Origin of the sequence: Vibrio sp. Vb2880, from assembly GCF_033337975.1 — a bacterium.
GTDB lineage: Bacteria > Pseudomonadota > Gammaproteobacteria > Enterobacterales > Vibrionaceae > Vibrio > Vibrio alginolyticus.
Window position 1 is genome coordinate 36,626 of the sequence record NZ_JAWORT010000027.1, and the last position, 17,377, is coordinate 54,002.

General features: G+C 44.3%; 14 protein-coding genes and 1 other annotated feature. Of the genes, 6 read left to right on the forward strand and 8 right to left on the reverse strand.

Annotated features, from left to right (window positions below):
- Positions 1-13: 13 nt before the first annotated feature.
- Positions 14-1,141: a bifunctional chorismate mutase/prephenate dehydrogenase gene (gene tyrA / locus R7M92_RS21625; protein ID WP_005381901.1), complete on the forward strand. Its 1,128-nt coding sequence runs from the start codon at positions 14-16 to the stop codon at positions 1,139-1,141.
- 77 nt (positions 1,142-1,218) lie between these two features.
- Here tyrA and R7M92_RS21630 read toward each other — a convergent pair whose 3' ends face one another.
- The 3 genes from R7M92_RS21630 to ettA all read right to left on the reverse strand — a co-directional run bounded on the left by R7M92_RS21630 (position 1,219) and on the right by ettA (position 4,517).
- Entirely contained in the window at positions 1,219-2,220 is a 1,002-nt protein-coding gene (locus R7M92_RS21630) for a M23 family metallopeptidase (protein WP_005381900.1), read from the reverse strand.
- A gap of 39 nt (positions 2,221-2,259) precedes the next feature.
- On the reverse strand, positions 2,260-2,619 hold the full coding sequence (locus R7M92_RS21635; RefSeq protein WP_031781006.1) for a PilZ domain-containing protein: 360 nt from the start codon (positions 2,617-2,619) through the stop codon (positions 2,260-2,262).
- Between the two features lie 230 nt (positions 2,620-2,849).
- Complete coding sequence (ettA, locus tag R7M92_RS21640; RefSeq protein WP_005381894.1) at positions 2,850-4,517, reverse strand: energy-dependent translational throttle protein EttA; 1,668 nt, start codon at positions 4,515-4,517, stop codon at positions 2,850-2,852.
- Positions 4,518-4,881: 364 nt separating this feature from the next.
- On the opposite strand from ettA, the gene sltY reads away from it, so the two are divergent.
- Entirely contained in the window at positions 4,882-6,828 is a 1,947-nt protein-coding gene (sltY, locus tag R7M92_RS21645) for a murein transglycosylase (RefSeq protein WP_411974285.1), read from the forward strand.
- 13 nt (positions 6,829-6,841) lie between these two features.
- The gene (gene trpR / locus R7M92_RS21650) at positions 6,842-7,150 is read left to right on the forward strand and encodes a trp operon repressor (protein WP_005381892.1); all 309 of its coding nucleotides are present in this window, start codon (positions 6,842-6,844) and stop codon (positions 7,148-7,150) included.
- 110 nt (positions 7,151-7,260) lie between these two features.
- On the opposite strand, the gene yjjX is transcribed toward trpR, so the two are convergent.
- The 5 genes from yjjX to bamD all read right to left on the reverse strand — a co-directional run bounded on the left by yjjX (position 7,261) and on the right by bamD (position 12,250).
- Complete coding sequence (gene yjjX / locus R7M92_RS21655) at positions 7,261-7,794, reverse strand: inosine/xanthosine triphosphatase (protein ID WP_005381891.1); 534 nt, start codon at positions 7,792-7,794, stop codon at positions 7,261-7,263.
- 24 nt (positions 7,795-7,818) lie between these two features.
- Positions 7,819-8,997 carry a prephenate dehydratase gene (gene pheA, locus R7M92_RS21660; RefSeq protein ID WP_017636154.1) on the reverse strand — a complete coding sequence of 393 codons (1,179 nt, stop codon included), beginning with the start codon at positions 8,995-8,997 and terminating at the stop codon, positions 7,819-7,821.
- A gap of 12 nt (positions 8,998-9,009) precedes the next feature.
- Positions 9,010-9,131, reverse strand: a sequence feature (Phe leader region).
- A gap of 108 nt (positions 9,132-9,239) precedes the next feature.
- On the reverse strand, positions 9,240-9,566 hold the full coding sequence (gene hpf, locus R7M92_RS21665; RefSeq protein ID WP_005381889.1) for a ribosome hibernation-promoting factor, HPF/YfiA family: 327 nt from the start codon (positions 9,564-9,566) through the stop codon (positions 9,240-9,242).
- A gap of 325 nt (positions 9,567-9,891) precedes the next feature.
- Positions 9,892-11,373 (reverse strand): lytic transglycosylase F, encoded by a 1,482-nt coding sequence (locus tag R7M92_RS21670; RefSeq protein ID WP_309474198.1) that lies wholly within the window; start codon positions 11,371-11,373, stop codon positions 9,892-9,894.
- 148 nt (positions 11,374-11,521) lie between these two features.
- Entirely contained in the window at positions 11,522-12,250 is a 729-nt protein-coding gene (gene bamD, locus R7M92_RS21675) for an outer membrane protein assembly factor BamD (protein WP_005381876.1), read from the reverse strand.
- Positions 12,251-12,386: 136 nt separating this feature from the next.
- On the opposite strand from bamD, the gene rluD reads away from it, so the two are divergent.
- The 3 genes from rluD (at position 12,387) to clpB (ending at position 16,812) form a co-directional block, all read left to right on the forward strand.
- Positions 12,387-13,364, forward strand: a complete 978-nt coding sequence (gene rluD, locus R7M92_RS21680; protein WP_005381875.1) for a 23S rRNA pseudouridine(1911/1915/1917) synthase RluD — start codon at positions 12,387-12,389, stop codon at positions 13,362-13,364.
- A 1-nt stretch (position 13,365) separates the two neighbouring features.
- Positions 13,366-14,094 (forward strand): peptidoglycan editing factor PgeF, encoded by a 729-nt coding sequence (pgeF, locus tag R7M92_RS21685; RefSeq protein WP_318134273.1) that lies wholly within the window; start codon positions 13,366-13,368, stop codon positions 14,092-14,094.
- Positions 14,095-14,238: 144 nt separating this feature from the next.
- Positions 14,239-16,812 (forward strand): ATP-dependent chaperone ClpB, encoded by a 2,574-nt coding sequence (clpB, locus tag R7M92_RS21690; protein WP_318134274.1) that lies wholly within the window; start codon positions 14,239-14,241, stop codon positions 16,810-16,812.
- Positions 16,813-17,377: the final 565 nt, after the last annotated feature.

The window sequence follows — 17,377 nt, forward strand, 5'->3', positions numbered from 1 at the left end:
TTAAGGAACATCAATGGCAGTTGAACTTAACGCATTACGCGATCAGATTGATGCAGTCGACAAGCAAATGTTGGAGCTATTGGCTCAGCGTTTAGCGCTCGTAGAGAAAGTTGGGGAAGTAAAAAGCGAACATGGTTTGCCAATTTATGCTCCAGACCGCGAAGCGGCGATGTTAGCTTCTCGTCGCGCTGAAGCTGAAAAAATGGGAATTCCTCCACAGCTTATTGAAGATATTCTGCGTCGAACAATGCGTGAGTCTTATGCCAGCGAGAAAGATTCCGGTTTTAAGTGTTTGAACCCTGATTTACGCTCAGTTGTTATTATTGGTGGTAATGGTCAATTGGGTGGCCTGTTTGGGCGTATGTTCAAATTGTCGGGCTACCAGGTCAAAGTTCTCGGCAGTAAAGACTGGGATCATGCGGACGAGATTCTAGACAACGCGGGTTTAGTCGTGGTCACGGTGCCGATTCATCTAACGGAAGGGGTGATCGAAAAACTGGGGAACTTGCCGCAAGACTGCATTCTGTGTGACCTGACTTCTATCAAGTCGAAGCCTCTGCAAGCAATGTTGAATGTGCACCAAGGTCCTGTGGTTGGTTTGCACCCAATGTTTGGCCCAGATGTTCCGAGCCTTGCCAAGCAGGTTATTGTGTACTGTGATGGCCGTGGTCACGAGCATTACCAATGGCTATTGCAACAGTTTGGGATATGGGGCGCAAGCTTGTGCCAAATCGATGCACAAGAGCACGATCATGGCATGACGTTGATTCAGGCGCTGCGCCACTTCACGTCGTTTGCTTACGGTATGCACCTTAGCAAAGAGAATCCGAACATCGATCAGTTGTTGAAGTTAAGCTCGCCAATCTACCGCCTTGAATTGGCGATGGTGGGACGACTGTTTGGTCAGGATCCGAACTTGTACGGTGATATCATTTTCTCTTCTCAAGAGAATATCGATATGATCAAGCGATTCCATCAGCGTTTAGGTGATGCGGTAGCGATTCTGGATAGCAGAGACAAAGCGCGATTCATCGAAAGCTTTAAGCAGGTGAGTGATTGGTTTGGTACTTATTCTCAACAATTTATGAATGAGAGCCAAAACTTACTCAAACAGGCGAATGATAATATTCATCGCGGCTAATCACGGGTCATTTAGCCGTGCAGAGTCCGAAACAAAAAGAGCAGCGTAAGCTGCTCTTTTTCGTGTTGATGGACAAATCAGTTCGTCGCAGTATTACTCGTATCTTCACTTGATACTGTGTTGATACTGGTATCGCGATAGGGTGAATTGGTTAAATTGACTTGTAGGCGTACAACGTTATCAATCAATTGAACCAAAGGTCCCCATTTCACTTTTTTCTCTTTTTCAAAGACGTCATTGAAGTTTTCTGGTGTCCACTCCATTAAGTATTGAGGGTTGAGTGCTCGTCCGAGGAAGCGTACTTCATAGTGCAAGTGTGGCCCTGTGGAGTTGCCAGAGTTACCGCATTGAGCAATGATGTCGCCTTTACTAACAAACTGACCGCTTTTCACTTTGAAGCGTTGTAGATGAGCAAAGGAGCTCATAAAGCCAAATGAGTGACGAATGGTGACATAGTTACCATAACCACGATTGCTCGGGCGAACGGTTTCCACCACACCGTCAGCCGGTGCCAGGATCTCTTCTCCTCTTTTACAAGTCAGATCGATACCAGTATGAACATGCCTCTTACCTGAAATCGGATTAATACGACTGCCGTAAGAAGAAGAAATACGTTGGTATGTGACTGGGCTGTCATTTGGTATCAAACGGAACATCGTCGCTCGAACAGCAGAATCGATAGCGGCTGCGTCAATTCGCTCCTCTAACCCCATGCTGTTCTCATCGATCATCAACTCTTCGTCTGCGAGACCTAAAACCGATTCAACGTCGAATACCCGTTTGCCCAATAGCTGAATTTGATTGTTTTTGTCCGTCAAAGACTGGGAAAGCGAATGATTGGTATCAAGCTGTTCTTCGTAAAGAGCCGTCACTTCGGCCTTTTCACTTTCCAGTTTGGCGATGATTTGTGTTAGTTCGTCTTTATTGTGCATCTGCTGCTGATTAAGGTACCACGCGCCACCAACGACGGCGGGTAATGCCAATACTGAAGCAAATACTGCTAGGACCGAACTGCGGCCCAAATAGAACTGCTGATCGCCGTCTTTCGTCGGGATCTGCATGATGATTTTTTTAGACATAGTTATTGTTACTTAAATAGGCGTTCATTTATTTTTCTCCTAAAAACCAGAGAGGTGCTCTAACTCTCGATTCAGAAGGTCGTTATTGCCTACATTCAATTCTATAAATCGTTTTAGTTGGCTAATGCTTTCGATGTCTACCTTAGCGATCTTCAACCTAATCTCACACTTAGAGACATTCACAATTTGCGCTTTTAACGTAATCACTTGTTCGGATTGATCAAATGAAAAAGTCACATGGACTGGAAGGGTTGGATCCAAAGCCTCAGTCTCTTCCACTTTCATGAGTAAACCATGCAAGGAAAGATCTTGAATCCTAGCTTCAATTGCCAAGTCACGTTGTTCTATCTTAGCTGGAGCTTGATGGAGAATACGTGAAAAGCGTCGTCTCTCTGTCATATGAATATTCTCGTCAGGTCGTCAAACAGAATTGAATAGTATATCAATACGAACAAAAAATGTTCGATTGTTGTTTGAAAAGTGTCGAAGTCGCTACAGAGTGACGTAAGTGCAATGTCATGTTCTTAACGAACGAGACGGGCTAATGAGCTCTTTTTATAACAAAGAAAACAAAGGCCGCTATGATAGCGGCCTTTGTACAAATTACAATCAAACTTTGTGGGTTGCGATTACTTCGCAATACGCTTGTATTTGATACGGTGTGGTTCTGCGGCTTCAGGACCCAATGTTTTCTTCAACCAATCCATGTACTCTGTGTAGTTACCTTCGTAGAAGTTAACTTGGCCTTCGTCACGGTAGTCAATGATGTGGGTAGCGATACGGTCAAGGAACCAACGGTCGTGCGAGATAACCATTGCACAACCAGGGAACTCTAGTAACGCTTCTTCTAGAGCACGCAGTGTTTCAACGTCAAGGTCGTTGGTTGGTTCGTCGAGTAGCAACACGTTACCGCCCGCTTTAAGCAGCTTCGCAAGGTGGACACGGTTACGCTCACCACCCGATAGTTCACCAATAATCTTTTGTTGGTCACTGCCTTTAAAGTTAAAGCGTGAACAGTATGCACGAGCTGGGATTTCGAAGTTGTTGATCTTAATGATATCAGCACCTTCAGAGATCTCTTGGAATACGGTTTTAGAATCGTCCATGCTGTCACGGAACTGATCGACCGATGCCAGTTTTACTGTATCGCCCATCTCAATTGTGCCCGAGTCTGGTTGTTCAGTACCACTTAACATCTTGAATAGCGTCGATTTACCTGCGCCGTTCGCACCGATGATACCAACAATCGCACCTTTAGGGATGCTGAATGACAGGTCATCAATCAGAACACGACCGTCAAATGACTTAGTCAGGTTCTTCACTTCAATAACCTTATCACCTAGACGCTCACCAGGTGGGATAAACAGTTCGTTGGTTTCATTACGTTTTTGGTGATCAGAGCTTTGCAGTTCTTCAAAGCGAGCCATACGTGCTTTTGACTTCGCTTGACGACCTTTAGGGTTTTTACGTACCCACTCAAGCTCTTTCTCGATAGTCTTTTGGCGAGCACTCTCTTGGGAGGCTTCTTGTTGTAGACGAGCGTCTTTTTGCTCCAGCCATGAGGTGTAGTTGCCTTCCCATGGGATACCTTCACCACGGTCCAGTTCTAAGATCCAGCCCGCAGCGTTATCTAGGAAGTAACGGTCGTGGGTGATGGCTACTACAGTACCTGTGTAATCCACTAAGAAGCGCTCTAGCCAAGCCACTGATTCTGCATCTAGGTGGTTGGTAGGTTCATCAAGCAGTAGCATGTCTGGCTTAGAAAGTAGCAAGCGACAAATAGCCACACGGCGGCGTTCACCACCTGATAGGTGCGCAATTTTTTGGTCCCATTCAGGTAAACGTAGTGCGTTTGCTGCACGCTCAAGCGCATTTTCTAGGTTGTGACCATCTTTCGCTTGGATAAGGGCTTCTAGCTCGCCTTGCTCTTTTGCAAGTGCGTCGAAGTCTGCATCTGGTTCAGCGTATGCTGCGTAGACTGCGTCCAAACGTTTCAGAGCGTCAGCAACGTCAGCAACCGCTTCTTCAACAACTTCACGAACGGTTTTTGATTCGTCTAATACTGGTTCCTGAGGTAGGTAACCTACGTTTAGACCAGGTTGTGGACGCGCTTCACCGTCGATATCCGTGTCGATACCTGCCATGATACGTAGCAGTGTGGATTTACCTGCACCGTTCAGACCTAAAACACCGATTTTCGCACCAGGGAAGAAGCTCAGAGAGATGTCTTTAAGAATTTGACGCTTAGGTGGCACAATTTTGCTCACCCGCGACATGGTATATACGTATTCAGCCATTGCCGATCGTTCCTAAATTAACTGTCATTCAAACCCATCATTTTATACCAAGTGCTTTGTTTTTGTTACCGCATTGCAAGAATTTCCCTAACGAATGGATTTCTTATTTTGAGCTGACCGGAAACTTACACTGTTAGGGTATACACTTTTGTTATTCGTTAAGAATGACGAAGTGTTTTCTATGCGAGTTAGAAACGCTTTGTCTCCATCGTCTTAAAAGTTTGACGAGTACAATTTTTAATACACTAAGTTGCTTTACATGGACATCTGCATTCTGTGTAAATAGATGCATGTGTGAAAATTGCCTTAACATCACATGAACTCTAACAAAACTAGGCTTTAGGGCAGTATATGTCTGGGGAAAATGACACAAATGAGATTCAACGTATCTGAATTGGCTAAAAACGTATGCTGCGCCGCCGCGTTGTGTGCTATGAGTTTGAGTGCTAATGCCGCGCTGAGTTTGGAAAAGCAGCGCGAAGTATATGAGCAAGCTCAAGATTTATTAGATAAAAATGACATCGATGGATACCTTTCGATTCGTCCTAAAATTTCTGACTATCCACTAACGCCTTATGTGGATTACCGCACTTTTATTAGACAGTTACCGGAAAAGTCACCACAACAGGTAAACGAGTTTATTTCTGAGCACGAGTCTTTTCCATTTTCTCGTCGAGTTCGCGCTCCATACCTCAATCATCTTTATAAGCAAAAAGATTGGAGAACCATTACTGAGTTTCAAAAAGTCATTCCTAGTGGTGAGCGTTACCAATGTATTTTCTACGTAGCTCAGTTAAAGCAAGGCAAGAAAGTCGCGGCGTTTAAAGGGGCTGAACATATGTGGTTACGTGGCATCAGCATTGCTGATGAGTGTGACCCATTATTTGCAGCATGGGACAAGGCGGGTGAGCGTACCGATGAACTGATTCTACAGCGTATGTTACTGGCGTTTGATGCTCGTAATGGCGGTTTGATGAGTTACTTGCTCAAACTGCCTAAATCAGCGCAGGCAAAGCAACAAGCCAAAGAAATGAAAGCGTTGTTTGATAATCCTGCAAGTGTTGCGGAATTCGCGAAGAAAAAACCTGCGAATGATTTTAATCGAGCGCAAAGTGAATATGCGTTAGAAAAGTTGGCTCGTATGAACACTAGCCAAGCACAAGGTGCGTACGATGCCGTCATTAAAGGACAGAAGTTTTCTCCAGAAAAAGCGCAAGAACTTGCCGACTATATTGCATTTCGATTGACTCGTACGGAGTCTGAGTCATTAGCTAAATGGCGCGATGATAAAACGAAAACCAGTCAGTACTTACCGTTGATTGAAACGCGCATCCGCTTAGCGATTCAAAATGCAGATTGGAAAGGCGTACAAGAGTGGATTGCTGTTCTAAATAAAGAAGAACAAGCCACGCTACGCTGGCAATATTGGCTTGGAAGAAGTGAAATAGCGTTAGGTGATGACATCGCGGGGAAACAGCGTTTAGCAACTCTGCTTGGGCAACGAAACTTCTACAGTGTGGCTGCCGCCAATGCAATCGGACAATCAATCAAATACCCAACGCATACGGTTAAGTTGGATAAGAAAGTTGTTCAACCCTATCAAGACTCGCTAGCTCGTATCGAAGAGTTGATCGCGACGGATAAAATCGCAGCAGCGAAGAGTGAATGGGCACACTTACTGCGCCGCGTAGGGAAAGATGAAAAGGCGATGTTGGCGGCTTATGCATCATTTAAACGTTGGCATAACCTAACGGTGACCGCGAGTATTCAAGCGCAGATGTGGGATAATATCGAACTTAGGTTCCCAATAGCACACCGCTGGTGGTTTAACTTTTATGCGAAAAAGCACAACATTGATCCCATCACGATGATGTCTCTCGCTCGACAGGAAAGTGCGTTAGATGTTGAAGCCCGCTCTCCAGTTGGCGCTCGTGGTCTTATGCAGATTATGCCTGCGACGGCGAAGTACACGGCACGTAAATATAAGTTGAGTTATCAAGGTACGCAGGATCTCTACAATGTAGGAAAAAATATCGAAATTGGTAGCCATTATTTGCAAGGTTTATTAGAGGATTACGATAATAATCGTATTTTTGCTCTTGCTGCTTATAATGCAGGTCCTAACAGAGTAAAAACGTGGCGAGAGCGTACCCAAGGAAAAGTGGATGCTTATGCCTTTATTGAGGCAATTCCATTTAAAGAGACGCGCGGTTATGTACAAAACATCTTGATGTTTGAAACATACTATCGTGATCTTTTGGGTATCGATGGCGCGTTCTTGAATCAACATGAGATCAATACCAAGTATTGAGTGAGGTAACTTGATGTCGCACGAACCCGAGTACAAAGACTGGCAACAGATTATTGAGCTAATTCGAACAAGTATGGGCACCCAGCAAGATGACATGCTGTTAACTATGCTGATGTCACGTGATGAGAGAGAGTCATTAATATCACGCGTTAATATAATTAACGAACTTCTTAAAGGAGAATTATCTCAACGTCAGATCAGTCAGATGCTTGGTGTGGGCATTGCCACCATTACTCGTGGCTCTAACGAACTAAAGTCGAAATCTGATGAAGAAAAAGACAAGTTGAAAGTCTTGTTAGAACAAGTTGCGGTATCTAAGTAGACAGTATATCCAATTTGCTTTTAGGCCTTGGTGTTACAAGTGACTAAGATAATGTATTACAAAGGGCGGAAATATCCGCCCTTTTGCGTATCTAGAGAATAGGCTGAGTGTTATAAATTTGAAGGAAAGTGCTCAGGGTTTGTGAATGGAATTAAAGCCAGAATCAAGGCTTGGTGATAGACCGAGCTTCGAGTTAGCTGGTTTTGGGTTAGCAGGCTAATAGCGCCACCTTTCTGTTTGATGTTATCAGTACCAAACACTTCGTCCATTACATCTCCCAACTCATTCGCATCCTTGAGTTTTTCCAAGACTTTTGGCGGCAACATTAAGCTTGCAGAACGAGATTCACCGCGGTGAGTCTCTGATTCAACCACCATCCAAGCAAACGTCACGTTTGCTTCAATTCCCGCTTCGAGACCGACATAGTAATCCGCGTTTGGCATCTCTACTTTTGCGTTTTTAACGCGGTTTAGCGCACCACGATGAGTTTCTTCATTCGTCATGGGCTGATCTGCGACCTCACTCGGTACACTGATGCCAACGAAGTTGAATTCTTGATGCGGAAATGCATTACGAAATGCACTTTGAACTGCATTAATTTTGGCTGGGTTTAGCGATGCGATTACGACTTTTTGGGTTGCCATGATCTTTTTACTCACTGGTGTCTATTAACTCAATTTTACTTGCGTAGGCTTTACGTTCTCACTCGGGTAACAGCCTAATACTTTCAAGTGCTTAGTGATTTTTGTTAGCTCTTCAAGTGCCTGTTGCATTTCTGTCGAAGCAAGATGTGATGTCAAGTCTACGTAGAACATCTCCTCCCACGGGTTCCCCATAATTGGGCGTGATTCTAGCTTGGTCATATTGATGCCGTAACGTTGCAGCACTAATAGTGTTTCAACCAATGAGCCTGCCTCTTGGGAGGTCGACATGATCAATGTGGTTTTTGCTGGAATCTGAGTAGAAACTTCAACCGGTTTACGAGCAACCACGATAAAGCGAGTATGATTTTCGGTTTGGTTTGCGATGTTGCCTTGAATTGCTTGCAAGCCATATAGCTTACCGCTTGATGCATTACCAATTGCAGCCACATCATCACGATCCATCTCTTGGACTTTCTGCATTGCATCTGCTGTGCTCGCGCAGGACTCCAGCTTTACCCCTTTCATACGGCTTAAAAACTCACTGCACTGTTGGTGTGGCTGAGGGTGAGAATACAGCGTTTTAATATCTTCCAGACGAATGTCTTTTTTCGCAACCAAGCAGTGTTCGATTGGTTGAGTTAGCTCTCCAACGATGTAAAGCGTCGTGTGTTGTAGTAGGTCATACACTTCATTAATAGAGCCTGAGCTGGTGTTTTCGATTGGCAGAACGCCATAATCAGCATGGCCAGATTCAACCGTTTGAGTCACTTCTTTAAAGTGCTCGCAGTTGAGCTCGATAAGCTCCGTATTTTTACGACTGAAGTATTCGCGACTTGCCAAGTGCGAATAAGAGCCTTTGGCTCCTAAAAAAGCGACGCGAGCAAGTGGCTTACGGCTTTGCTGTGGGTTAACGAGATTTTGCAGATAACTTTGTTGAAGCAGAACTGAGTCTTCAATGATGGTATGGAAAAGCTTGGTGATGTACTGCGCGTCAAGTTCGTATTTATCTTGGCCATTAGAAATCAGCTTGACCAATAATTGCTGTTCACGGACGGCGTCGCGAACAGGCTTTGAGGTTTGTACTTTGCTTTTGGCTACTTCAATGCTGAGTTTACGGCGCTCAGACAATAAGCTGAGAAGTTGGTCATCCAACTCATTCAAGCGTAAACGAATTTCTTCGAGGGAAATAGGTTGGTCAGTCATCAATTCTTTCCTTATAAAAAAGCCTCCCGATTTGGGAGGCTTTCTGTTTGTTTTTGACTTTTCTTTCACAAACGAGTTCGCCCCTCCAACTATGGGAGGAAAAAGAAGTCAAAAATAAACAGTGAGGTTAAATGCATAAATAGTGCTTAATTTATGAGTGTTTAAACACAATAAGCAAGGCTGGGGAGAGCGTCAAGCAAAAAAATAGCGCCTTTCGGCGCTATTTCCTCAATCTGTTCAGTTTACTCTTCTTCTTCCACTAGCTCAGGCTTACTTGCACGTCGAGCTTCAGGTTTGTGGGTCAGCTTGTTCAATTGTCGTTCTAGTTTTTGCTCCACTTCGTTGATAGCTGCGTAAAGATCTTCGTGAGTTGCTGAGGCAATGAGCTGGCCTTTAGGAACTTTGATAACCGCTTCGAATTTCTTCTGTTTGTTTGGTTCCTCACTGAAAGTTGCTTGGCAACCAATTAGGTCTACTTGCCATTTCTCCAGTTTTTTAAATTTGCTCTCAATATGAGCTCGGATTGCAGAGGTGATTTCGATGTTTTTGCCAGTGATATTCATTGTCATAAGTGTTTTTCCTCTGTTGCATCCCTCATGGGTTGAGTTCAGATTACCGCTTTAAGCATAAAAAAATGTGATTCAGATCATTATTTTGCTCGGGTTTTTTATGATGAAAAATGAATGTGATCTCACTCAAGAACTTCTGAGATTTATCGTGAAATTGCTTGTTATCGGTTAGTAAATCCGTAGATTGGATAGAGTACTCAGCTGAAAACGGCCTCGTTTTTAGGGAAGTTTTACGGCCTAATATTTGAGGTGGTTAAAATTTAACTACACGTAAGGTGTGATGACGATCACTGAGTCTTTCCAATGAATCCATTTAAAAAGCCGCTTACTGTACAAGCGGCTTTTTACTGTCTGGCATTTGGCTGACTTTTCGTAGCGGTATCATGAAAATGGGGTCTTTTGGGGCTAGTGAAACCCTTTCTAGACTTTTGACTTGGTCCAAACTTTCTAGTTGTTTGTATATTATGTAGTAGCGATTAATGCTTGTGACGTACCCAACCGTTGAGCTTAAACTTTTCCGCATAACGACTTCCACGTTATTAAACCAAACATTAGGATCGTAACCTTGTTGGGCTGCACGCTTACGAATACGCTCTACATTACCGGGGCCCGCATTGTAAGCCGCCAATGTAAAGTAGAGTTTATTTTGTGCAGTGATATCAGGATCACTGAAGTACTGCTTACGCAAAAAAGCTAAGTATTTCACTCCAGCATGAATGTTGTTTTCTAATTGTCGAACATTTTTGATATTGATATTCGGATCTTGAGCGGTGCTGGGTAGGACTTGCATTATGCCAACGGCACCTCGGCTTCCAACTAGGTCGTTATTAAATCCTGATTCCTTGTAAGCGATTGCAGCGATCAGTAAATAGTCGATATCGTATTTCTCACCATAGCGTGAAAATAGCGCTGCGAGTTTTTCTAGTTGAGCAATTTTCTTAGGGTTAAGAGCTCTGTTCAACCATCCCGTGTTATCGATGTATTTACCGTAAATAACGTTACCGAGTAGTGTCCCAGAGCGAGACTTCTGGATGAACTTATTCACTACGGCTTTTAATTTGGGACTATTTTCTCGCATTGCCCAAGCAATTTTGCCATTTTTGCGGATAGGGATTTTTTTGTGCACCCGAATATCATCCATCACTTTCAGCCAAAGCTTGGCTTTATGGCTATCGAGAACAATGGCTCTGACGTAACCATTGTTGAGCATTCCGACCAGCTCATAATCTTGAAGTGTTTCTTCAATAAAGTGCACGATAACAGGCGGTAAGCCTTTTTTGTTTAGTTTCTTATTTAGTGTCTGAATGCTTTCAAAGTAGCTAGAGCTGGCGCGCACCCAAATCTCTTTGCCGCTCAGTTGTTCGATTTTCGTCATCGTTGGTGTGCTTTTGTTTGTCACTACCCACTCTTGAATGTCAGTGAGAATGGGTGAACTGAACTCCACTTTCTGTTTGCGCGTGTCGGTAATAGTCAGGTTGGCGACAACTAAGTCACCTGAACCGTTTTCTAAGGCCGGCAGTAGCTGGTCGCGGGCAACAGGAATAATTTGTACGTTAAGCTTTGGTTTGAGTTTACGAAGGTCTTTTTCGAAATGCGCCAGCAATTCCGCGCCTATGCCTTTTGGTGTGCCGCCCTCAATGTAGTAAAAGCCTAAATCAGCAGAAACTAAGACGCGCAGTACATTCTTCTCCTTGATGACATCGAGGTCCCCAGTATAAGGAGGCTGTTTGAGCGGCGAGATTTGCAGTGCGCAAACGGAAGCAGACAATAGGAGCAGCATAACTGCGCAAAGCTTAGATATCGTCACGTTCACATCCTTTTTATAAAGGGGGGAGGAGAACTTTAAGCATATGTGGAGCTAGGAAGATCATCAAGAAAGGGCTGAATACACTATTGAGAGTAATAAAAAACCGCCACGGTAAAAACGGTGGCGGTTCAGTTTAAAGCAAGTTCAATTACTTCACAGGGTTGAGCTCGATAAGCTTTTCAGTTCTTGCTACGGCGTCTTCCAAACCAAGTTGCTTGTAGGCCTCTAGCTGGATAGTCAGTGACTTACGTGCAGCTTCTGTGTCTGGATACGCTTTTTGTAGCTCTTGGCTGCGATTAATAGCAGCGACCCAAGCTTCACGGCGAAGGTAGAAGTCAGCAGTCGCTAAATCATAGTTCGCTAGACGGTTTTTCAGCGCAACCATACGTTTTTGTGAATCTTCTGCATATGGGCTATTCGGGTAGCGTTGAAGTAGTTTTTTGAAGTCATCAAACGCTTTTTTTACCGGTTCAGGATCGCGATCGCTTCGATCTACGCTGAATAAATCATGCATAAAGTTACGATCTTGCGCCATGTGGCTTAGACCTCGCATGTACAGCACCCAATCCATCTTTTCATGGGTTGGGTTTAAACGCATAAAGCGAGAAATGGTTGCCAAGCCCAAAGCAAGGTCGTCGTTTTTGTAGTACGCATAGATTAGGTCAAGCTGCACCTGTTCTGAGTAGGCACCGAATGGGTAACGTGAGTCTAATGCTTCCAGTTTCTCAATTGCAGAAAGCCAATTACCACTTTGAAGAGAAATCTGTGCGTCTGCATACAGTTCCGAAGGCGGCACATCAGGAACGATTTCTTCTTTGCTTGCACATCCAAACAGAAGGGATACCGCTAAAAGGCCTGTTAAAGTCTGACGTTTCATATCAGGAGTCTGTTCCTTGAATCTAAATATTTCTTAAGCTGCCGTTACTTTCTTTCCAGTAACAGATACAATGACGTAATAGTCTATTTTTTCACAGTCGTGAGCATTAGTCTCACAGTTTTTAAAAAAGTTCGATATGGCTCAGCAGATTGTATTAACAAATACCGTAAAAGATAGCCAGTTAGGTCAACGTTTAGACCAAGCTATCGCCGAATTATTCGCGGACTTCTCTCGCTCGCGCCTAAAAGAGTGGCTGCTTGATGGGAAAGTTCAAGTTGATGGTGAAGTTGTCACTAAACCTCGTACCAAAGTAATGGGTGGCGAGGAAATTACATTGCAAGCCGAGTTAGAAGATGAAGAACGCTGGGAAGCGCAAGATATCCCGCTAGATATCGTCTATGAAGATGAAGATATTATCGTTATCAACAAACCTCGTGACTTTGTGGTTCATCCGGGCGCTGGTACGCCTGATGGCACTGTACTTAATGCGTTGTTGCATCATTACCCTGATATTGCAGAAGTACCTCGTGCAGGTATCGTGCACCGTTTGGATAAAGACACCACGGGTTTGATGGTGGTGGCGAAAACCGTTCCTGCACAAACTCGTCTGGTTCGCGCACTGCAAAAACGTAATATTACTCGTGAGTACGAAGCGATAGCTATTGGTCGTATGACAGCGGGCGGTAAAGTGGATCAACCTATTGGTCGTCACTCTACTAAGCGCACGCTTATGGCGGTAGCACCAATGGGCAAACCAGCAGTAACGCACTACCGTGTTGCTGAACGCTTCCGCGAACACACGCGTATTCGCTTGCGTCTAGAAACGGGTCGTACGCACCAGATTCGTGTGCACATGTCTTACCTTCAGCATCCGCTGCTCGGTGATATTGCATATGGTGGACGTGCTCGCATCCCGACAGGTGCGTCTGAAGAGCTAACGGCAATGATCCGGGGTTTCGATCGCCAAGCATTGCACGCAGTAATGCTGCGCTTTGAGCACCCAATTACGGGCGAAGTTCTTGAGTTTCATGCTCCAGTGCCTGATGACATGGTTGTGATGACTGAAGCGCTTCGTCAAGATACAGAAGAGCACGGCTTACCGGAAGAATTCTAATATGAAGACGATCATTCCGAATTGGCCAGCGCCTAAAAATGTCAAAGCTTTCGCCTCAACACGCATAGGCGGCTTTTCGACAGGCCCTTACCAAGGGCTAAATTTAGGTACTCACGTTGGGGATGATCTGTCTTTAGTAGAGAAGAACCGAGTTTGGTTGGCGCAACAGGCAAACATGCCAAATGCGCCAGTCTGGTTAAACCAAACGCATTCAACCATTGTGGCTCAAGCAAATGAACCAACAACACAGGTGCTTGATGCGGATGGTGTATTTACTTCTTCAAGCCATGTTATTTGTTCAGCGATGACCGCCGATTGTTTACCTGTATTATTGACTAATACACAAGGTACGCAAGTAGCCGCTGTTCACGCAGGTTGGCGCGGCTTAGCAAATGGCATTGTCGAAAATGCGTTAGCGTTGTTTTCTGGTGAAGTGATAGCGTGGCTTGGCCCCGCCATTGGCCCTCAAGCCTTCGAAGTGGGTGAAGATGTTCTGCAAGCTTTTGTTGATTTTGATTCACAGGCGAATCAAGCATTTGCTCCACGCGATATCGACGGCAAATGGTTTGCTGACATGTCGGTGCTGGCAACGCAACGTCTAAACCGGGCTGGTGTGACACAAGTGTTTGATTCTGGACTTTGTACTTACCAAGATAAAGCCTCTTTTTACTCTTATCGCCGTGATGGTAAGACTGGTCGACAAGCAACCTTTATTTGGATCGAAGACTAGCTATAAGCACCAAAGTGCTAAGATGCATACTACTATTTTTGCAAAGCTATCTTTATTCATTCACTCCCTTGAAATTCCCCTCCTGAGTATCCATCTTTCTAACTGTCAAAAGAATTTCCTTTAGTTGAGGTTAGGAAGGTAGATATGCGTCTTGATCGATTCACAAGTAAGTTTCAAATCGCTATCTCTGATGCTCAATCACTAGCGTTAGGGCGCGATCATCAATATATCGAGCCAGTTCACCTCATGGTGGCTTTGCTTGATCAAAATGGCAGTCCAATTCGTCCATTGCTTACTATGCTGGATGTGGACGTAACGCATTTACGCTCTAAATTGAGTGAAATGTTAGATCGATTACCAAAAGTCAGTGGCATCGGTGGGGATGTTCAGCTCTCTAGCTCGATGGGCACATTGTTTAACCTGTGTGACAAAGTGGCGCAAAAGCGTCAAGACTCCTATATCTCGTCTGAAGTCTTCCTGCTTGCCGCTTTAGAAGATCGCGGACCATTGGGGCAATTGCTCAAAGAGATCGGCTTAACAGAGCAAAAAGTCAGCCAGGCAATCGAAAAGATCAGAGGTGGTCAAAAGGTCAATGATCCGAATGCAGAAGAGCTTCGTCAAGCATTGGAAAAGTTCACCATAGACCTTACCGAACGTGCAGAGCAAGGTAAATTGGATCCGGTTATCGGCCGTGATGATGAAATCCGTCGTACTATCCAGGTATTGCAGCGTCGTACTAAAAACAACCCTGTGATTATCGGTGAACCAGGCGTAGGTAAGACAGCAATTGTTGAAGGCTTAGCGCAGCGCATAGTTAACAATGAAGTACCTGAAGGTCTGCGTGGTCGCCGTGTGCTATCACTGGATATGGGCGCACTGGTTGCTGGCGCGAAATACCGTGGGGAATTTGAAGAGCGTTTAAAATCAGTATTGAATGAACTTGTTAAAGAAGAAGGCAACGTCATCCTCTTCATTGATGAACTACACACTATGGTCGGTGCTGGTAAAGGTGAAGGCTCAATGGATGCGGGCAACATGCTAAAACCGGCATTAGCTCGTGGTGAGCTGCACTGTGTTGGCGCAACAACATTGGATGAATATCGTCAGTACATCGAAAAAGATGCAGCATTAGAACGTCGTTTCCAAAAAGTGCTGGTGGATGAGCCGACCGTTGAGGATACCGTGGCGATTTTACGTGGCTTGAAGGAGCGTTATGAGCTTCATCATCACGTCGAAATTACCGACCCAGCGATTGTTGCTGCGGCGAGTTTGTCACATCGCTATGTCTCCGACCGTCAGTTGCCGGATAAAGCGATCGACTTAATCGACGAAGCGGCTTCAAGCATTCGTTTACAAATTGACTCTAAGCCGGAGTCCTTGGATAAGCTTGAGCGTAAAATCATCCAACTCAAAATTGAGCAGCAAGCACTAAGTAACGAGCACGATGAAGCGAGTGAAAAGCGTTTGAAAGCGCTTAATGAAGAACTCAATGAAAAAGAACGTGAGTACGCTGAACTAGAAGAGGTTTGGAATACAGAAAAAGCAGCTCTTTCTGGTACTCAACATATTAAGTCTGAGCTTGAACAAGCTCGTATGGACATGGAGTTTGCTCGCCGAGCTGGTGATCTAAACCGCATGTCGGAGCTTCAATATGGTCGTATTCCTGAACTTGAGAAGCAGTTAGATCTTGCAACCCAAGCTGAAATGCAGGAAATGACGCTATTGCGTAATAAAGTAACCGACAACGAGATTGCAGAAGTACTTTCTAAGCAAACCGGTATTCCGGTATCCAAGATGCTAGAAGCGGAAAAAGAGAAACTACTTCGCATGGAAGACGTGCTGCATAATCGTGTGGTAGGTCAAAGCGAAGCGGTCTCTGTTGTATCGAATGCCATTCGTCGTAGTCGAGCTGGGCTTTCTGATCCAAACCGACCAATTGGCTCCTTCTTATTCTTAGGTCCAACTGGTGTGGGTAAAACAGAGCTTTGTAAGACACTTGCGAGCTTTATGTTCGACAGTGAAGATGCGATGGTCCGTATCGATATGTCTGAGTTCATGGAGAAACACTCAGTGGCAAGGTTGGTTGGTGCACCTCCAGGCTATGTCGGGTATGAAGAGGGTGGTTACTTAACTGAAGCGGTTCGTCGCAAGCCGTATTCGGTAATTTTGTTAGACGAAGTAGAGAAAGCGCATCCGGATGTATTTAACATTCTGCTGCAAGTTCTCGATGATGGGCGTTTAACGGATGGTCAAGGTCGTACTGTTGACTTCCGTAATACGGTTGTGATCATGACATCTAACTTGGGTTCATCTCGTATCCAAGAGAATTTCGCAACATTAGACTATCAAGGTATCAAGAGTGAAGTGATGGATGTGGTTAGCAAACACTTCCGCCCAGAGTTCTTGAACCGTGTTGACGAAATCGTGGTGTTCCATCCACTTGGTCAAGAACACATTAAGTCCATTGCTTCTATTCAATTGGAACGTTTGGCGAAACGACTAGAGGAGAAAGGCTATCAACTAGAAGTTTCCGACAAAGCGCTCGATTTGATCGCTCAAGTTGGTTTCGATCCTGTGTATGGTGCGCGTCCTTTAAAACGTGCAATTCAGCAGAATGTCGAGAACCCGTTAGCCAAATCAATTCTGTCTGGTGAAATCGTTCCAGACAAGACGGTGCAGCTAATTGTTACTAATGACCAAATTTGTGCTCATCAATAATTGTATGGATACAGTAAAATTGAGATAAAAATCACACTAAAGGGGCCGTTTGGCCCCTTTTCTATAGTTTTTTAGAGTCTTTTGTCTGTTTTCTATACGAACAAACTAAAAAGGTGAGTTTTTTTAAAAAATGCACTTGTGTTCTTTAATGAACTCCCTATAATGCGCCTCCGTTGTCACGGGAAAGCAAGTGAAGCGGAACCTAAACAACTACGGTTAGTGAGTTAAAATTAACTCGCAGATAAATAACTTAAAAAAGTGTTTGACACGATAAGTTATCTAGCTAAAATAGCCGTCCACTTTGAAGAGAACTTCGAAGTGTGCTCTTTAAAAATATAGACCTATCAATCTGTGTGGGCACTCGTTGATGATAATCCAAATAGTTTCTTCGGAAACAATTTAGGTTTCAATGAAACGAAGTGACCATTGAATCTTCGGATTCAGCACAGTCAATTCAAACATTACTTCTGCTATTTATTAGCGAAAGGAATGTTCAGTATTCATTGAGCCGAACAAAATCTTAAATTGAAGAGTTTGATCATGGCTCAGATTGAACGCTGGCGGC